This is a genomic window from Plantibacter sp. CFBP 13570 (genome assembly GCF_014841395.1).
GTDB lineage: Bacteria > Actinomycetota > Actinomycetes > Actinomycetales > Microbacteriaceae > Plantibacter > Plantibacter auratus.
In genome coordinates, this window is the sequence record NZ_JACYTW010000001.1 from 17848 (window position 1) to 34130 (window position 16283).

The window sequence follows — 16283 nt, forward strand, 5'->3', positions numbered from 1 at the left end:
ACTCCTTCGGACCTACGGGATGCAGCGGAAGTGGGGGTGGGAGTGGGCGGTGGGTGGCTCAGAAGGCGAGGAGCACCTTCGCGGACCGGGACGAGTCCCGAGCGACGGCGAAGGCCTCGACCGCCTCCTCGGCTGGGATCACCTGGGTCACGACGGCGTCGAGGAGATCGCCCTCGGCGAGGAACGCGATCGCGTCGTCGATCTCGGTGGAGAAGCGGAACGCGCCGCGGATGGTGAGCTCCTTGGCGAGCATGGGGGCGAGGTTGATCGGGCTGTCGGCGTCGGGGAGCATGCCGACCTGGACGATCGATCCGCCTCGTCTCGCGGCCCGGACCGCCTGGGTCAGGGCGACCGGCGCGCCGGAGCACTCGAAGACGACGTCGTAGGACTCGTCGGCGACGGCGTCCCGACCCACGAGCAGGAGCTCACCGGCTCCAACGGTCGCAGCGCGCTCCAGCGCCTGTTCGCGCATGTCGCTCGCCGTGATCGTCGCTGCACCGGCGCGGCCGGCCGCGGCGATCACGAGCAGACCGATGGGGCCTGCACCGATGACGAGGACCCGCGCACCGCGCACGTCGTCGGCCAGCCCGACCGCGTGCATGGCGACCGCGAGGGGTTCGGCGAGCGCCGCCCGCTCGAGCGGGAGTCCGTCGGGCAGGACGCGCACCATCGAGTGTTCGACGATCAGGTACTCCGAGGCCCCACCCTGTCGGTGCGGGTTCGCCGCGGCGCTCCCGAGGTAGTCGCCGCCGGGCCTCAGGTGTGGGCGGTCCTCGAGCCCCGGCAGGCTCGGGCCGTATCGCGCCGGGTGCACGGTGACCCGGGTGCCGGGGGCGAGCCGACCGGAAGGGTCCACGTCGACGACGGCCGAGAGCTCGTGGCCGGGGGTGAGCGGTTCCCGGATGACGTACTCGCCGTTCGCTCCGTTGAAGTAGTAGTGCAGGTCGGAGCCGCAGATACCGACGTACCGCACTCGGAGGCGGACCTCGCCGTCGCGTGGTTCCGGGGTGACGGCGTCCTCCCAGCGGATGTCCTCCGCGCCGTGGATCGCGAGCGTCTTCATCGGTGGGCTCCTGTCGTGGTCATGGGTGCCTGTGAGGCGGCGATGCTGTCGCGGATGGCGGCGTCGACGCCGTGTCGGCGAATGGTGTCGATCAGTTCGCCGACCCGCGAGATGAAGGTCTGCTGCTCGGCGAGGTCCTGCCCGAAGAGGTGCAGCTCAGCGATCACCCGATGTGCGAGGTGCCGACCGTCCGTCGACGTGCCTGCCAGCCGGGCGAGCTCCTCGCGGGCCGGATCGACCATGGCGCGCGCGTGCGGACCGGGGTCGAACCCCGGCATCGGGGCGATGCAGGACAGGTAGGCCGCGACCGTGAGGGCGATGAGGTGTGGAACGGATCCGGCCTCGAGCAGTCGGAGGGCGGGTTCCGGGATGCGCTGGCGGAGCTTCACCGATCCGTCGGTGCCCACCTGCGCCGTGCGGTGCCCGAGGGCGTGGTTGGCCCAGCGTTCGAAGAGCTGCCGCTCATACGTGCGGACGTCGACACCGGACGGGAACCGCACGGACGGTTCGTACTCGTCGCGGAGGATCGCCAGTGCGGCGGATTCGACGGCGGTGTCGGCGATCGACTCCGAGATCGTGGCCACCCCGCGGAGCGCACCGAGGTAGGCGATGAGCGAGTGCGTCCCGTTGAGGAGCCGCACCTTCATCTGCTCGTACGCCCCCACCTCGTCGGTGAACACGGCGCCTCCGGCCTCCCAGGCGGGACGCGCAGCGGCGAAGCGGTCCTCGATCGCCCACATCGTGAACGGTTCAGCGGAGACCGGTGCGTCGTCCCGGACGCCGAGGCGGGCTGCCACGAGCTCGCGCAGTCGCGGGGTCGTCGCCGGGACGATGCGGTCGACCATGCTGGACGGGAAGGCGACCGCGCTGTCGAGGTAGGCGAGCGCTTCCGCGCCCTCGGTGCCGCGCAGTTCGGAGAGGAAGGCCCGGACGAGCGCCTCCGTGCGAGCGCCGTTCTCGCTCAGGTTGTCGCAGCTCAGGATCGTGATCGGGGCACCGCTACCCGAAGCCCGACGCTGTAGACCGCGGGCGAGCTGGCCGATGGTCGTCTGCGGCGGGCCTCCGCGGAGGTCGGCTGCGATCAGCGGGGCGCCCAGGTCGAGGAGGCCGGTCGACGGTGAGGCGCTGTAGCCGTGCTCCGTCACGGTCAGCGTGACGACCCGGATGCGGTCGTCCGCGAGGATACCGACCACGCGCTCCGGATCCTCCGTCGCGACGAACACGTCGGTGTGCACCGCAGGCACGGAGAACGAGGCCCCGGTGGGTGAGATCTCGGCGACCGTGTAGCGGAGATCCTGCGCCTGCATGGCGTCGACGACCGCTCGAGACCGGGATGCGACACCGACGATGCCCCATTCATCGCTGCCCGCGCTGAGCGCAGCCGCCGTGTGGACGGCCTGGTGCGCTCGGTGGAAGTTGCCGAGGCCGAGGTGCAGGATGCCGGCGGCGGACGGTGCCGGGTGCTCGGGACGCGGGCCCGAACCAGCGCCCAGTCGCGGCGGCAGGGCCGTCATCGCCGAGCCTCGGGGCACTGCGTCGTCGGCTGGAGGAGATCCGCGTCGATCATCATGAAAGCGATTCTGAATGGTTTGTACAAAGTTTGTCAAGTAGTTTCATGGCAGCACGATGCCGCATCATGAGTACACCCGACCCCGCGAAGGATCAACCGTGACCGCCACCCTCACCGATGTCGCCCGTCACGCGGGCGTCTCCATCGCCACCGCGTCGCGGGCGTTCGGCGAACCGGATCGCCTTGCGAACGCGACGCTCGAGCGGGTCCTCACGGCGGCGGCGGACCTCGGGTACTCGAACCCGAACGGCTCGACGGCGGAGAAGACCTTCGGCGTCATCGTCCCCGACATCGCCAGCCCGGTCTACGCGACACTCCTGAAGGGCGTCCACGCCCAGGCCTGGCAGGGACGCCACCGCCCGGTGTTGTTCGACACCGACGAGGACCTGCATCGGGAGCACGAGCAGCTGGAACTGGCGCGGAAGCTCAACGGGATGCTCCTCTGCTCGCCACGCCTCCCGGACGACGAGATCCGCGCGCTCGTCGGCGACACCCCGGTCGTGGTGGTCAACCGCATCATCGACGGCCTGCCCTACGTCGTGATGGACACCGAGAGCGGGCCACGGCAGGCGGTCGAGCACCTCGCCGCCCTGGGTCACCGACACATCGCCTACGCGGCCGGTCCGAAGCACTCCTGGGCGGACCTCCGCCGTGGCGACGCGGTCGCGGCGGCATGTGCACAGCTCGACATCGAGTTCACCCGCCTGGGCCACCAGGCGGCCTCGATCCAGGGCGGCCTCGCCGCAGCGGCCACGATCGTGGCGAGCGGCGCGACGGCGGTCATCGCCTACAACGACCTCGTCGCCCTCGGCATCGACGCCGGGATCACGTCGATGGGCAAGCGCTGCCCCGAGGACCTCAGCATCATCGGCACCGACGACATCGAGATGGCGTCCATCCGCCAGCCCGGTCTCACCACCGTGCGGCTCGCGATCAACCGGTGCGGGTCGTTGGCGGTCGAGGTGCTGCTCCACGCCATGGCCGGAGGGTCGCCCCGTTCGGTCGCGAGTCTCGACTCGCAGCTCATCGTGCGCGACTCGACGGCACCCCCGCGCCGGGCCTGAAGCGACGGACGGCAGCTTCGCCGATCAGCCGGCGTCCCATCGGTGGAGCCGGGCGGCCGCGAGACCCGACACGAGCGCGCACGCCGCCATCAGGCTCCAGACCACCGCGAGCGGTACGGGCTGAGGGCCTTGGGAGATGGTCGCCTCGAGCGCGCCGACGATCCAGGTCGTGGGCAGGAGCCGAAAGAGACCGGCGACCCACTCCGGAAGGAACGCGAGCGGGAAGAGGGCCCCGGACGTGGCCAGAGCGAGCATCGGCAGCAGGTACGCGAGTTGCATGGCGATGTCCGGGTTCGACAGCCGGGCGGCGAGGAGATAGCCGAAGCCGAGCAGCATCGCGCCGCCGAGCAGCATCGTGACGGCGACCGCGACGAGATCGGAGAGCGGACGAGCGGGCACCGTCCAGGCCGCCAGAGCGATGATCGCCGCTGCCTCGACGACGACCAACCCTACGCGGATCGGTAGATGTCCGAGCAGGTACGCGTCGCGTCGGGCCGGCGAGGTCGACAGCGCCCGCAGCAGGCCGGTGCTGCGATGCCGGACCAGCGGGACCGTGGTGAGCATGAACGCGATCGCCATCAAGCCCGTGCTCGAAACGAGCGGGAGGCCTCGCTCCAGCACGCCGGCCGGGGTGCCGGACGCCGTCGCCACGAGGGCGTCCACACCCCAGAGCAGTCCGATCAAGGCCAGGAAACTCGCCACGAGCGCGATGATCGAGCGCGGGTCCCGGACGAGGTCACGCGCGTGGGCCGCGGCGAAGCTCCGGACCTGCGCTGGGAACGCATGCGTCGTGCTCATGGGCTGTGGGCCCGGTCGCCCTCGGCTGCAGACGTCGGCCGATTCGCGAGATCGATGAAGAGATCCTCGAGTGACCCGTGCGCCACTCGGAACCCGCGCGGTCTGAGACCGGTGGAGAAGGTGAGTCGGCGCAACACGGCGTCGGGGTCGTCGGTCACGATCCCGACCAGGCTGACGGCGCCCTTCGCCGTCACGGTGATCTCGCCGGGGATGTCGTGGGAACGCAACTCGTCCGCGGTGGTCCGGCCGGGGACCTCGAAGGTCACCGTGGCCGTCGCGGCGTGTTCCCGGACCAGGGTCTCCGGCTCCCCCGAGGCGGCGATCGAGCCGTCCACGAGGACGGCGATCCGGTCGCAGACCTGGGTGGCCTCGTCCATGTGGTGCGTCGAGAGCAGGATCGTGGTCCCGCGCTCCTGCTGGCGCCGGATGATGCCCCAGAGGTTCCGTCGAGCCTGCGGGTCGAGTCCGGCCGACGGCTCGTCGAGGACGACGATCTCGGGATTGCCGATCAACGCGATGGCGATCAGCAGGCGACGCTCCTGGCCGCCTGAGAGGTGCTTGACGCGCACGCGCCGTGCCTCCCCCAGGTCGAGCTCGTCCAAGACCTCCTCGGGGCGCCGCACGTCGCGGTAGAACGACGCGAAGAGGTCGAGCGTCTCCGCGACCGTCAGCGTCGGGAACAGGGTGGCGGCCTGCGGCTGCACCGCCATCCGCTCGGTCACGTATCGGCGGTCGATCGACGGGTCTCGTCCGAGCACCCGGACGGTTCCGTCGGTGGGACGGCGGAGTCCGACGATGGTCTCGAGCGTGGTGGTCTTCCCGGCGCCGTTCGGTCCCAGCAGGCCGAACACCTCGCCCGCGTGGACCCGGAGGGAGACGTCGCGCAGGACGCTCCGGTCACCGTAGCGCTTGCTGAGCCGGTCGACGGTGACGACCACTCGGTGCGATCCGTTCATCGTCGCCCTCCAGACGGCGGGGCATCGTGTTCACCCGGGAAGAAGATCTCCTCGATCGGGCGGGAGAGCAGTGCGGAGACCCGGAACGCCAACGGCAGGGAGGGGTCGTAGCGCCCGGTCTCGAGCGCGTTCACCGTCTGCCTGGAGACGCCGAGTGCTTCAGCGAACTGGACCTGGGTCCACCCGCGTTCGGTGCGCAGGGCGCGGACGTCGTTCTTCATCGGGTGGCCCGGAAGGAGACGACACCGATGGTCACGCCCCAGACCGCCATCCCGCCGATGAACACCCACCATTCCGGCTGGGGGACGACGACACCGGCGGTCGACAGGAACACGACCGCGAGGCTGATCAGCATCGCCGCGCCGAACCCGATCGCGAGACTCAGCACGATCACTCCGCGCTGCAGTTCGTCGACACGGCGCACGTGCCGGATGAGGGCGATCACGATCCACACCACCGGCACGAGCGGGACGAGTGCGACCGCGACGGCTGCGGGCGATCCCGGCTCGGTGGGGAGCAGCTCCGGCAGGAAGAGGAACGTCACGAGGAACCCGACGGCACCGGCCGCGATCTCCCACATGTATCTGCGGGACGCACGACGCTCCTGCGGCGTCGATCCCCGTGTCGTGTGTTCGTTCATGCTGCCACCTCTCGTTGCGTGTCGGACATCGTGGTCGTCCACCCATCGCGCTCGGACTGATCCCACTCGAACCACCGCACGGCGAGCACGCTTGCTGCGACGGTGACGAGCGACATGAGCCCCCAGAGCGCGGGGACGGGGAGGAACGGTTCGGCCCCGGTCAGTGAGGCACTCGCGGCGGCGACGAACCAGGTGGTCGGCAGGCAGTTCATGGCGACCTGCACGGCGGCGGGGAGGATGGACTGCGGCAGGAGCCCACCCGACGCGAACACGAGCCCGATCGTCACCATCACCATCGTCTGTTGTGTCGCCTCGGCGTTCCGCGATCGGGCGGCGAACACCAGCGCCAGAGCGAACAGCATCGCCGCTCCGAGGAGGAACGAGACCCCCAGGGCCGGGAGGTCCACACCGTCGACGTACCTGCGCCAGACCGCGATCCCGGTCGTCAGCACCAGGATCCCCGCCGCCACCAGCGCGCGCAAGGGGAGCTGCGCGAGGAGGAAGGTGGACCGCCGGAGCGGTGTCACGCCGAGCAGCCGGATGAGTCCGCGTTCCCGCATCGCCACGAGCGGCACGGTGGTCCCGATGAACGCGACGCTCGCGACGCCGACCAGGACGACGATCCCGAGGTTCTCCTGCAGCGGGTCGATCTTCACGTCGCCCTCGTCGTCCATCACCGTCACCCCGTGAGCCGGGACGCCTGCGTCGCGCAGCCCTCGCCAGATCGGGTCCCATGCAGCCTGGTCCGCAGCGTCGAGCACCACCAGGGCGCGCCCCTCGTGCACGGTCACCCGCGTGTTCCGATCGGGGTCGTCGGGGGCGACCACCTGCACACCGGCCCGCTCGAGCGCCGACGAGACTCCCGGTTCGTCCGTGTCCAGCGCTGCGACCGGAGCAGGGCCCAGGACGACGAACGCGAGCCACATGGAGACGTAGATCACGAGGATGATGCCGGTCATGAACCACATCGAGATCCCGGTGAGCGGGTTCCTGAGCACGTCGCGAGCGCTCATCGACGCCAGCCGCCGGAACGCGGCGCCGCCGCAGCGGGCCGACCTGTCGTTCGTCATCGTCGGCGCATCTGGACGATCGAGTCCGAAATGACAAGGAAACCTGACATACGTCAAGCATGCTTGTCATCCGGCGACGTGTCAAGCTTCCTTGGCAACGACAGGCACGGCAGGATGGGATCGTGCTGAACCGACTGGGTCTCCTCCGTATGACCGGCCGCGACCCCGGCGAGGGGCACCGGGTGGCGAGCCCGTTGGAGCTGCTCTTCGACCTCGTGTTCGTCGTCGCCGTCTCCCAGGCATCGCAGAACCTGCACCACGGGATCGTCGAGGGCCACGCCGCGGAGACGGCCGTGTCGTACGCGATGATCTTCTTCGCCGTCTGGTGGGCGTGGATGAACTTCACCTGGTTCGCCTCAGCGTTCGACACCGACGACTGGCTCTACCGCGTGACCACCATCGTGCAGATGGGTGGGGTCCTCGTGCTCGCCGCCGGCGTGCACGACGCCATGGTCGACGGCGAGTGGGCGATCATCACCATCGGGTACGTCATCATGCGACTGGCGATGGTTGCGCAGTGGCTCCGACTCGCGTTGTCGGATCCGGAGCAACGCGCGGTGGCCCTCCGGTTCGCGATCGGGATCAGCCTCGTGCAGGTCCTCTGGGTCGCGCGACTGGCCCTTCCGGTGGAGGGGCAGTTCTGGACCTTCTGGCCCGCGATGCTGCTCGAGGTGCTCGTGCCCGTCTGGGCGGAACGGGTCCACCGCACGCCCTGGCACCCGCATCACGTCGCCGAGCGGTACGGCCTGTTCACGCTGATCCTGCTCGGTGAGAGCCTTCTCGGTTCGGCGAACGCCATCATCGACGCGGCGAACAGCGACGAGCGGATCGACGGGCTCGTCGGCTTGGCCGTGGCAGGCATCGTCCTCGCCGCCGGGATGTGGTGGATCTACTTCAGCCGGGAGCAGGGGGGTCGCCTGGCCTCGTCCCGCCAGGGGTTCGCCTTCGGGTATGCCCACTACGTCGTCTTCGCCGCCGCCGGTGCCGTCTCCGCGGGCATCGAGGTGGAACTCGACCTGCTGACCGAGGCCGGCGAGCATCTCCCAGCTGCCGACGCCTCGTTCTCACTCACAGTGCCGGTCGCCGTGTTCATGGTCGCGGTGTGGTTCGTACTCCTCCGCGGGCGGATCTCCACCGGTGCATCCGCGCTATTCCTCGGGGCGGCGGCGGTCGTCCTCGCCTCGGCGGCACTCCCGATCGTGACCGTGCTCGGGACGGCCACGGCGGTCGGTGTCGCGGTCGTCGTCCTCGAGGTGCAGCGCGTCCGTGAACGACGGGAACCGGCTCGCTGAACGACCCCGGAAACGACGAACGCCCCCGGTTCCTCGGGGGCCTTCGTGTCACATTCACTGGTGGGAGGGTTCATGAAAGCCGCGATCCCAGACGGGAGCGGGGCTCGCAGAAGGGGGTTTTTGGTGCTTTCCACGCTAAGCCCCCCGATTTTACCGCGATGCCCCGGAAACCCCTGAGATTCCGCGGATCTGAACTTGCCTGCACGCGCCGCCGAGAGCCCGGGCTCGCCACTGCGACAGAGCAACCTTCACTGCTGCCGGCCCCCATCGAGCTACATACTCCGCAGGGATCACCCGGGAATCCCTCATCGACCAGGCTCGCGCGCCTCGAGATTTGTTCGATATCGCCACGGCACGCACCCCGCACGGGAGCGAGTACACGCCCACGGACGGGGAGCGGCCGCCGAACGTTATTCCGCTGCTGATGGGTACGCGATCCTAGGCCCATGGGAGCAACGCGGCTTCTCGTTCTTGACGCTCATGCCCTGGGTCGTGTGCTCATGCTGCCATGAACGTTGCCTTCACGCAGGAACGTGTTGCTGCGCGCACAGTGTCCGGTAGAGCTCGCATCTGTCGAGGAGCTCGTCGTGCGCACCGACGTCCACGATGCGTCCGTGCTCCATCACGATGATCTTGTCGAAGTCGCGTACCTCCGCCAGACGGTGGGAGGCCATAACGATGGTCTTCGCCTGCGCACGCTCCCGCAGCAGCGACGACAGTCCCTCGGCGGAGATGGCGTCAAGGCTCGATGTCGGTTCGTCAAGGAGCAGCATCTCTCGGTCAGAGAGCAACGCTCGGGCAACACCCAGCCGCTGCCGCTCACCTCCTGAGAGGTTGCTACCTGACACTGCGACAGGTCGGTCGAGGACGTCCCCGCCTATGCTGGCGAACAGCCCCACGTCCGCCAACGTCTGCAAGAGCGCACTGTCCGGAAGGCCGCGGTGCTCGATGTCGAGATTGTCCCGAACGGTTCCTCCCACCGGCGGCGAGTTCTGCGGCACCCACGCCATACGAGCTCGGTAATCGCCGAGCGGGCCGTCGTGAGTCGGCACTCCACGCATCCGTATGGTGCCACTGCTGGGTTCGTAGAACCTCTCGAGAAGAGCGAACACGGTGGACTTCCCAGACCCGGACGGGCCCACGAGAGCGACGTGCTCACCGTCACGGATCGTGACATCGAGCGGCCCGATGCGAGTCGCCGACCCGGCCGACGCTTGCGGATACTCGAAAGTGACGCTCTCGAGTTCGACGAGCACCTCACCCGCGCACCCCAAGTCGGCGTGAGTGCCATCCGACAGGAGATTGCTCTCTTGCGGCGCGGAGACAATTTCATCGACGCGGTCTATCGCCGCAAGTCCCGTCTGAATGCTCACGAACGTCGAACCGACCTGAGAGACCGGTCCGACCATCATCATGAGGTACATCATGAACGCGATCAGCCCTCCGAGTGACAGGCTGCCCTCAGCGACTCGGACGCCACCGAGAGCAAGCGTGACGATGAGGAGTGCTTGGGTGGCGAGGGTCATGACTGGTTGCATGTATGCACCCAACCGCGCCACCTTGATTGCGTTCGTCCTGACGTCACTGGCGTCGGCTGCGATGAGGGCAAGCTGCTGTCCGCCCACTCCGTAGGCTCGGATCAGCGGCAGCGCAGTCAGCGTGCGTTCGAAGCTGCCTGCGAGCGTCGCGGTCGCCGCCTGAGTTCTCCCGGACGCTGAGCGCACCAGTCGCCCCATGACGGTGGACAGCACCGTAGCAACAACGGTGATCACCAACGACAGAGCGAACAGAATCGGGTCGATGGTGGCCATGAGGACGGCCGCGACCGCGAAGGTGACGACCGCAGCGAGGAGTTTGAATACACCTGTCGTCAGAACGGATGATGAGGCGGCGGTGTCGGAGATCATTCGAGAGAGGAACTCACCCTGTGGCACCCGTTGCACGCGACTCATTGGCAACGACACGATGCGTGCCGACACGCGTGTCCGCAGTTCGAGGATGAGGTCGTGTGCGGTGCGAGCAAGAGCATACGACTCCACCCCGGCGAGTAGCGCCTGAGCGACAACCACCGTGGTCAGGATCAGCACCGCAGGAAGCGGCACTGACCCGGAAGTCAAGGCATCGAACATCTGTTGCAGCAGCAACGGTTGGGCAAGCCCCAGCCCCGCCCCCACGAGGGACAGCGCCACCAGTCCTCCGAGTCGCCAACGATGGCGTCGGATGAAGTCTCGGAGGGTGTTGCTTCGGATCATCGCTGGGTGTTCCTGGTCGCGACCACTGCGGCGATGAAGACTGTGGCGGTGAAAAGGAGACCCATACCCACAAACGTGAGAGCGATGTCGCCCCATGGAATGGCGCCGACAGCGGTGGTCATCTTCGTCGGGTCTTGCGCGAGATATCGCCATGCAATGAAGGCGAACGCGCCGGCAAGCAGCACACCGCTGGACACGATGAGAACGAGGGCTTCTGAGAGCAGTGTGCCTATCGTCCGAGCGCGGGATATCCCGAGCAGGCTCAGGAGTCGGAACTCGCCCCGGCGATTCATGACGGACGCGGTGAGGCCTTGGATCATGGCGACGATGGCGAGACCATAGATGGTGCCGAACAAGGCGATGTTTCCGGTGGCAGCGTTGCTCTGGCGAAGTTCGACACGCGTCTGGATGAACTCGTCCTTCGTCATCGTCGGGGCGAGGTCGTCGACGCGCGCGGTGATGTCGGAGACGGCGGCGGAGTCCGCACTCAGGAACACACGGATGTCCCACACCTCCGGGTCCAGGGTCTGCAGCATCTCCCAGTCGACGAGGAGTCCGGTGTAGATCCGGGAGGTGATGACGGCGGCGACGGTGAGGGTGGCCGTGGTTCCGCTCGGTGCCTCGACCGTGACGGTGTCTCCGACCTTGTCGCTCTCCCGTGTGGAGACGACGGCCGCGCCACCGGCGCTGTCGAAGTCGCCTGTTGTCACGTCCGTCTCGAAGACGTCCTGGTAAGCGTCGAGGTCTACGAAGTTGAAAACGGTGAGGAAGGTGCCGTCCGCGCGCCCCTGTTCGATGAGCCGGGTAGTTGCTGCGGAACGTACCACCGCGTTCACGCCCTGCATATTCCCGATGTCGCCGGTGACGGTGTCGGCATCCTTGACGGATGACGGCTCGACGATGAGGTCAGCATCCAGCTTGGAGTGATAGTCATCCTGCATGGTCGCCTGATCAGGCCCTGCACCGATGGCGAACCCGCCCATGACGCCCATCAGGATGAGCAGCGGGAGGACGTTGGATGCGAACCGTTGCGAGTCGCGGGAGGCGCGCTGCGCGACGAGGACACCCGAGCCGCCGATCAGGGGCCTGAGGAGCCAGCCCAACGCTCGCGCGACCACCGGAACGAGGACTGGTGCAAGTGCGCCGAGGGGGAAGATGATCAGCAGCGGGACGATGATTGAGGCGACAGGGTTCTCGCTCCCGGTGTCCGGCATGAAAATGAGGAATGCGGCGAGCCCGACGACGGACGCGGCTGCGATGACGATACGAATCGCGCTCATCTTCTTGCCCTGTGTGCCCGTCGCAGACGCCTCGAGAGCGGCGAGAACATCGTTGGTCTGCTTGGAGCGAAGGCTCAACCACGCGGCGACCATAGAGCAGAGGATCATCCCTCCCGCGACCAGGGCCAGAGTGAGGACCGGGAAACCGAAATCCACCCGCAGAGTCTTCCCGAACACGCCCACGGCCTGGAGCAGGAGATAGAAGGGGTGGGCGAGCAGCCCACCGATGAGGACACTCGGGATCACGACCAACGTGGCGAAGACGAACGCCTCACCGGTAACCATCACGCGAACGCGCAACACACTCGCTCCTGCGAGACGAAGCTGGCCGAGTTCTCTGCGCCGCAAGGCGAGCATGTTCCGGAAGCCCAAGTAGACCAGCACGAGTGCGATCACCACCGTGGTGAAGCACATGACCTGCAGGATGCCCTGCGATGCGCTGACAGCAGCCCGAACGACGCGGGCATCGAACTCCGACATCGAATCGATCCGGACCGCCTGCCCGCTTGCAAGGCCGGTGAACAAGACCATCTCCGCAGTCGCGGCGATGGTGGCGATACTGAGAAGGATGGCGACCCCGACATACGCCGCTCGATGGCGACGCACGAACCCCAGAGAGACGGGCAGCTGCTGAGCCACAGTCATCGCGCGGCGCTCTCCAGCCCCGTCATGCGAGAGCTGACGGCCTCCGCAGTCGGGGCGTCCATCGTGTCCACGAGTCGCCCGTCGACAAGGAACAGGACCCGGTCGGCGTATGCAGCGATCTGGGGATCATGAGTGACCATGACAACAGAAGTGCCGACGTCCCGGAACCGACGAAGCTGGTCCATCACCAGGAAACCGCTCTTGCGGTCCAGCGCTCCAGTCGGTTCATCGGCGAAGATCACGCGCCTGGTCTGAGCGAGGGCGCGTGCGATGGCCACGCGTTGCTGCTGCCCGCCGGAAAGCTCTGCCGGGTACGACTTGACCTTCTCAGAGAGCCCAACGTTGGCCAGGGCGTTCACGGCCTGCTCACGCGGTATCGCCGCTCCCCCAAAGAGGGAGGGCAGTGTGACGTTCTGCAACGCTGTCAGAGCATCGATGAGGTTGAAGCTCTGAAAAATGAAACCGAATTCGTCACGTCGGAGAAGATCGAGCTGACGTTGCTTCGCGGTGGTCAGTTCCGTGGCGTCGAAGGTGACGGAACCCGCTGACGCGCGGATGAGACCGGCGAGGCAGTAGAGGAGGGTGGACTTCCCGGAGCCAGACGGGCCCATGATGGCGGTGAACGAACCAGGCTCGAACGCGCAGCTGACACCGTCAAGCGCGAGCGTCTCCACCCGCCCGTTCGAGAACGTGTGCCCGAGTCCGGTTGCTGTGAGCATGTGCTGCCCTTTCGTAGAAGAAGCGTGGGACGCGCGTCGCCGCGCGCCCCACACGTCCGTGTATCAGTTCGGTCCGCAGGAGATGCTGATACCGCTGTTGTCGCCGTCACACCACATGCTGATGCCGGATCCGAAGACACCGACCTCAGGCCCGGACTCGTTCGACAGGCCCTGCAAAGAAAGCAATGCGCTCATTGTGTTCACCTCCTTCCACGTCATCGTCAAGTGGTCTGGGAAGAGTCACCGGGAACCAGTCGTCCGGGTTCTCTTCGAATAAGGCGAGGAGCGCGCCGACGTAGCCTGCAGCTCCCGTGGAGTAGTCCGCGGAGAGGTGGTATCCGTTGTCTCCGAGCATCACCAGCGCGTCAGGGTCGCTCCCACGGAAGAGGAAGTTCTCGGCGGTGAAGGACATCAACCGGACCCGTTCGCTGCCCCCATAAGAGAGCGGAGCGGACAGGAGCGCGCAGGCGATGCCCGCAGTCCCCCGAAACAGGCCGCCGTTCATGCTGATGATGCCGTCGACCGTCTGAGCGAGTCGTGCGATCTCGTCCCGGTAGTGGGTCGGCGCGCACTGTGCGAGAGTGAACGCGATCCCCGCGGCACCCTCCGACAGGTAGCCGTAGGAGACACGCGAGTAGTCCACACGAAGGGTCCCGTTGTCCGCTTCGGTGAGCTGCTGCAGCTCGCGCTGGAAGCAGAGGTGCATCAGGTGATCCCAGGAGGCGTCCCCGGTGACTTCCGCGAGCTGGCGGCAGACCATTCCGACACCCGACCACCCGTCGAACAACCCGATGGTGTTACCGGTTTCCGAGTGAGGGCTACGGAGGTCCCCTCCGCCTGTGACACGGGCGGCGAGCAACGAGGCGTATCGGTCGCGCATGTCGCGAGCGGAGTCTGTGTCCGCGAAGGCAGCATCGCACAGAGCGAGGATCGTGCCTGCCAAGCCACTCCGCACGGATAGGTCATGTCCGGGGTCGGCGCTTACCTCTCCAGCTGCGAGGATCACTTCGGCACTTGCAGTGTCGCCGAGCTGGGCGAGTGCGGCCGCGATGCCCACGGTTCCGCGGAGGAGACCGTGAAACGGAATGTCGTCCACTTCTCGAAGGCGCGCGCTCAACCACCTGTGGTCCTGCGTGACGTCGCGGCCGGCTCTTGCGAGCATGAGGATCACGCCTGCGGCTCCCGTCTCGATGTTCAGCAAGGCGCTGGCTCCGTCTGCGAACTGTGTCGCGTCCCCGGGGAATCGGCGGGGCCCGTCACGTCGGGTTCCTTCGATGCCCTTGCACACCTGCTCCAAGACTTGTCTACCTGGAGTCAGAGCAAGGCCTGTGGCGTGGCGGTACGGGTGCGACGTTGCCATCGCGTCCGGGGGCACAGCGTCGACCAAGGTGTTGACGACGTCCGCGACGTCTTCCGGGAATTGCTCCGCAACCTTCTGTGCCCGGTAGGTCAGCACGGACGGGTCGAACGCCCCGGCCAGCGACGGCCAGAACAAGTGCAGGACAACGGCAGCGAGCGCGTACCTGTCGCGGTCACGGTTCGAAGTCTGCGCGTGGGGTATGAAGCCCGGGGTGCCGATACTGCCGACCGCCGAGGCATCCATCTCACGGGCGGCTTCGAGGTCGATGAGTCGGACACGGTCGCCGTCGACCAGGATGTTCTTCGGCTGCAGGTCGAGAATGCTCCAGCCTGCATCATGAATCTGATCGACCGCGGTGATCACCTGCCGGGCGAGTGGCAGAGCTCGTGCAGCGTAGTCGGCGAGGACAGTCTCCTCCGTGCTGAACGGATAGTTGCTGGCTGCCCAGGACTGGAGCGTGAGCCCGGGAATGTACTCCTCGACGAGAAACTCATGGTCGCCGATAACCCGGTACTCGATGGCATTGACGACGGCGCCCACGCTGGCGAGCTGCTTCAGAGCCCGGTGTTCACTCCGCAGCCGCGAGGTCGCGTCGGCGGAGTCCGAGCTGTACGCCGACCATCGCCGCGCCTCCTTCAAGACCACCTGACTCGATCCGGCGTCAGCAAGGTACACACCGCCGGCATTGCTGAAATGCAAGCTGGAGCGCACGACGTACGGATGCAGAAGTTCTTCCAACACCCCCGGCGTCGGACTGAGTCGCTCCTCGACAAGTTCACGAATCAGGGCCGGGGGATCAACGAAGCTCGGCAGCGTGAAGACGGCGGCGCGACTGTCGTGGACTTTCTCTCCGTCTGGGCTCTGAATGGCGTAGCCCGCCGAACCGTCCGCATGCTCGAGGCGGTCCAGGAAGAAGGCGCCGTAACGGAAGTAGACGGGACTCTCGCCGAACTTCACATCCGACAGAATGTATGGGCCGTCGAATCCGCGAAGAGCCTCATCGAACAGTGGCAGGAGTTCGCAAAACTCTTCATCGGTGCGGGGGAAGACAGTGATGAACTTGCCTGCCGACCCACGGTTGGCGTACTTCATGCTGGTTCGGCGCAGTTCGGTCTCGTCAGAGAGGTACTTGAAGGGGACACCACGCTCGACGCAGATGTCGCCGACGATGCGGAGCGCGTCTCGCGCCTGCTCCGGGCGAGTGCTGACGTGTACCTTCCACCCCTGGCGCGGGAGAACGCCACCATCGTCCGGGTGAAGCGTCGCCCATGGGCCGAACTTCGAGAGCGACCAGGTGGGGGGCGCGGGGTGTGAGAAGTGGCGACCCGATGCAGCGGTGGTCGACTGTTCGTAGTACGCCTCGCCGGGCGTGCAGTGCTGCAACCGCAGCATGGAGTGATTGCGGTACATCAGGCCTCACGTGGCTGACTGGTCCGGGCGACCCGCACCGGCTTTGTCGCTGCGGCCCCGAGCGTTGACGATGCCTGACATCGGCTGTCTGTCATGGCATCTCCTTCCGCTGCGTTCCTGGCTGACTCCTCCTGGCGGGTGGCGCCTGACGTCCATCGAATCTC

Annotated in this window: 13 protein-coding genes; 2 read left to right on the forward strand and 11 right to left on the reverse strand. The window is 67.2% G+C overall.

Features of this window, described 5'->3' with window-relative positions; all coding sequences use genetic code 11:
- Positions 1 to 58: 58 nt before the first annotated feature.
- Positions 59 to 1063: an L-idonate 5-dehydrogenase gene (locus IFT89_RS00085; RefSeq protein WP_202937892.1), complete on the reverse strand. Its 1005-nt coding sequence runs from the start codon at positions 1061 to 1063 to the stop codon at positions 59 to 61.
- Positions 1060 to 2577 carry a mannitol dehydrogenase family protein gene (locus IFT89_RS00090; protein ID WP_202937893.1) on the reverse strand — a complete coding sequence of 506 codons (1518 nt, stop codon included), beginning with the start codon at positions 2575 to 2577 and terminating at the stop codon, positions 1060 to 1062. Before IFT89_RS00090 ends, IFT89_RS00085 begins: the two co-directional genes overlap by 4 nt.
- A gap of 154 nt (positions 2578 to 2731) precedes the next feature.
- On the opposite strand from IFT89_RS00090, the gene IFT89_RS00095 reads away from it, so the two are divergent.
- On the forward strand, positions 2732 to 3697 hold the full coding sequence (locus IFT89_RS00095; RefSeq protein ID WP_192018862.1) for a LacI family DNA-binding transcriptional regulator: 966 nt from the start codon (positions 2732 to 2734) through the stop codon (positions 3695 to 3697).
- A gap of 24 nt (positions 3698 to 3721) precedes the next feature.
- On the opposite strand, the gene IFT89_RS00100 is transcribed toward IFT89_RS00095, so the two are convergent.
- From IFT89_RS00100 to IFT89_RS00120, 5 genes are read right to left on the reverse strand one after another with little or no spacing between them, the layout of a single operon-like run.
- Positions 3722 to 4495, reverse strand: coding sequence for an ABC transporter permease (locus IFT89_RS00100; protein WP_192018861.1), 774 nt, complete (start codon positions 4493 to 4495; stop codon positions 3722 to 3724).
- Positions 4492 to 5451: an ABC transporter ATP-binding protein gene (locus tag IFT89_RS00105; RefSeq protein WP_202937894.1), complete on the reverse strand. Its 960-nt coding sequence runs from the start codon at positions 5449 to 5451 to the stop codon at positions 4492 to 4494. The genes IFT89_RS00100 and IFT89_RS00105 overlap by 4 nt, the downstream gene beginning before the upstream one ends.
- A complete protein-coding gene (locus IFT89_RS00110; RefSeq protein ID WP_079704339.1) occupies positions 5448 to 5672 on the reverse strand; it encodes a helix-turn-helix transcriptional regulator in 225 nt (74 codons plus the stop codon). The genes IFT89_RS00105 and IFT89_RS00110 overlap by 4 nt, the downstream gene beginning before the upstream one ends.
- A complete protein-coding gene (locus IFT89_RS00115; RefSeq protein ID WP_202937895.1) occupies positions 5669 to 6091 on the reverse strand; it encodes a hypothetical protein in 423 nt (140 codons plus the stop codon). The genes IFT89_RS00110 and IFT89_RS00115 overlap by 4 nt, the downstream gene beginning before the upstream one ends.
- On the reverse strand, positions 6088 to 7161 hold the full coding sequence (locus IFT89_RS00120; protein WP_202937896.1) for an ABC transporter permease: 1074 nt from the start codon (positions 7159 to 7161) through the stop codon (positions 6088 to 6090). Before IFT89_RS00120 ends, IFT89_RS00115 begins: the two co-directional genes overlap by 4 nt.
- 122 nt (positions 7162 to 7283) lie before the next feature.
- On the opposite strand from IFT89_RS00120, the gene IFT89_RS00125 reads away from it, so the two are divergent.
- A complete protein-coding gene (locus IFT89_RS00125) occupies positions 7284 to 8453 on the forward strand; it encodes a low temperature requirement protein A (RefSeq protein WP_307783345.1) in 1170 nt (389 codons plus the stop codon).
- A 521-nt stretch (positions 8454 to 8974) separates the two neighbouring features.
- On the opposite strand, the gene IFT89_RS00130 is transcribed toward IFT89_RS00125, so the two are convergent.
- From IFT89_RS00130 to lanKC, 4 genes are all read right to left on the reverse strand, one after another.
- Positions 8975 to 10642, reverse strand: a complete 1668-nt coding sequence (locus IFT89_RS00130; protein WP_202937897.1) for an ABC transporter ATP-binding protein — start codon at positions 10640 to 10642, stop codon at positions 8975 to 8977.
- Positions 10643 to 10701: 59 nt separating this feature from the next.
- Positions 10702 to 12630 carry an ABC transporter permease gene (locus IFT89_RS00135; protein WP_191939959.1) on the reverse strand — a complete coding sequence of 643 codons (1929 nt, stop codon included), beginning with the start codon at positions 12628 to 12630 and terminating at the stop codon, positions 10702 to 10704.
- On the reverse strand, positions 12627 to 13349 hold the full coding sequence (locus IFT89_RS00140; RefSeq protein WP_137242924.1) for an ABC transporter ATP-binding protein: 723 nt from the start codon (positions 13347 to 13349) through the stop codon (positions 12627 to 12629). The genes IFT89_RS00135 and IFT89_RS00140 overlap by 4 nt, the downstream gene beginning before the upstream one ends.
- A 145-nt stretch (positions 13350 to 13494) precedes the next feature.
- Positions 13495 to 16101 (reverse strand): class III lanthionine synthetase LanKC, encoded by a 2607-nt coding sequence (lanKC, locus tag IFT89_RS00145; RefSeq protein WP_202937898.1) that lies wholly within the window; start codon positions 16099 to 16101, stop codon positions 13495 to 13497.
- Positions 16102 to 16283 lie beyond the last annotated feature (182 nt).

What these genes read in the sequence shown, in the direction of transcription:
- IFT89_RS00085 (WP_202937892.1), bottom strand. Translation starts at nt 1,063, where the DNA reads ATGAAGACGCTCGCGATCCACGGCGCGGAGGACATCCGCTGGGAGGAC.
- IFT89_RS00090 (WP_202937893.1), bottom strand. Translation starts at nt 2,577, where the DNA reads ATGACGGCCCTGCCGCCGCGACTGGGCGCTGGTTCGGGCCCGCGTCCC.
- IFT89_RS00100 (WP_192018861.1), bottom strand. Translation starts at nt 4,495, where the DNA reads ATGAGCACGACGCATGCGTTCCCAGCGCAGGTCCGGAGCTTCGCCGCG.
- IFT89_RS00105 (WP_202937894.1), bottom strand. Translation starts at nt 5,451, where the DNA reads ATGAACGGATCGCACCGAGTGGTCGTCACCGTCGACCGGCTCAGCAAG.
- IFT89_RS00110 (WP_079704339.1), bottom strand. Translation starts at nt 5,672, where the DNA reads ATGAAGAACGACGTCCGCGCCCTGCGCACCGAACGCGGGTGGACCCAG.
- IFT89_RS00115 (WP_202937895.1), bottom strand. Translation starts at nt 6,091, where the DNA reads ATGAACGAACACACGACACGGGGATCGACGCCGCAGGAGCGTCGTGCG.
- IFT89_RS00120 (WP_202937896.1), bottom strand. Translation starts at nt 7,161, where the DNA reads ATGACGAACGACAGGTCGGCCCGCTGCGGCGGCGCCGCGTTCCGGCGG.
- IFT89_RS00135 (WP_191939959.1), bottom strand. Translation starts at nt 12,630, where the DNA reads ATGACTGTGGCTCAGCAGCTGCCCGTCTCTCTGGGGTTCGTGCGTCGC.
- IFT89_RS00140 (WP_137242924.1), bottom strand. Translation starts at nt 13,349, where the DNA reads ATGCTCACAGCAACCGGACTCGGGCACACGTTCTCGAACGGGCGGGTG.
- lanKC (WP_202937898.1), bottom strand. Translation starts at nt 16,101, where the DNA reads ATGCTGCGGTTGCAGCACTGCACGCCCGGCGAGGCGTACTACGAACAG.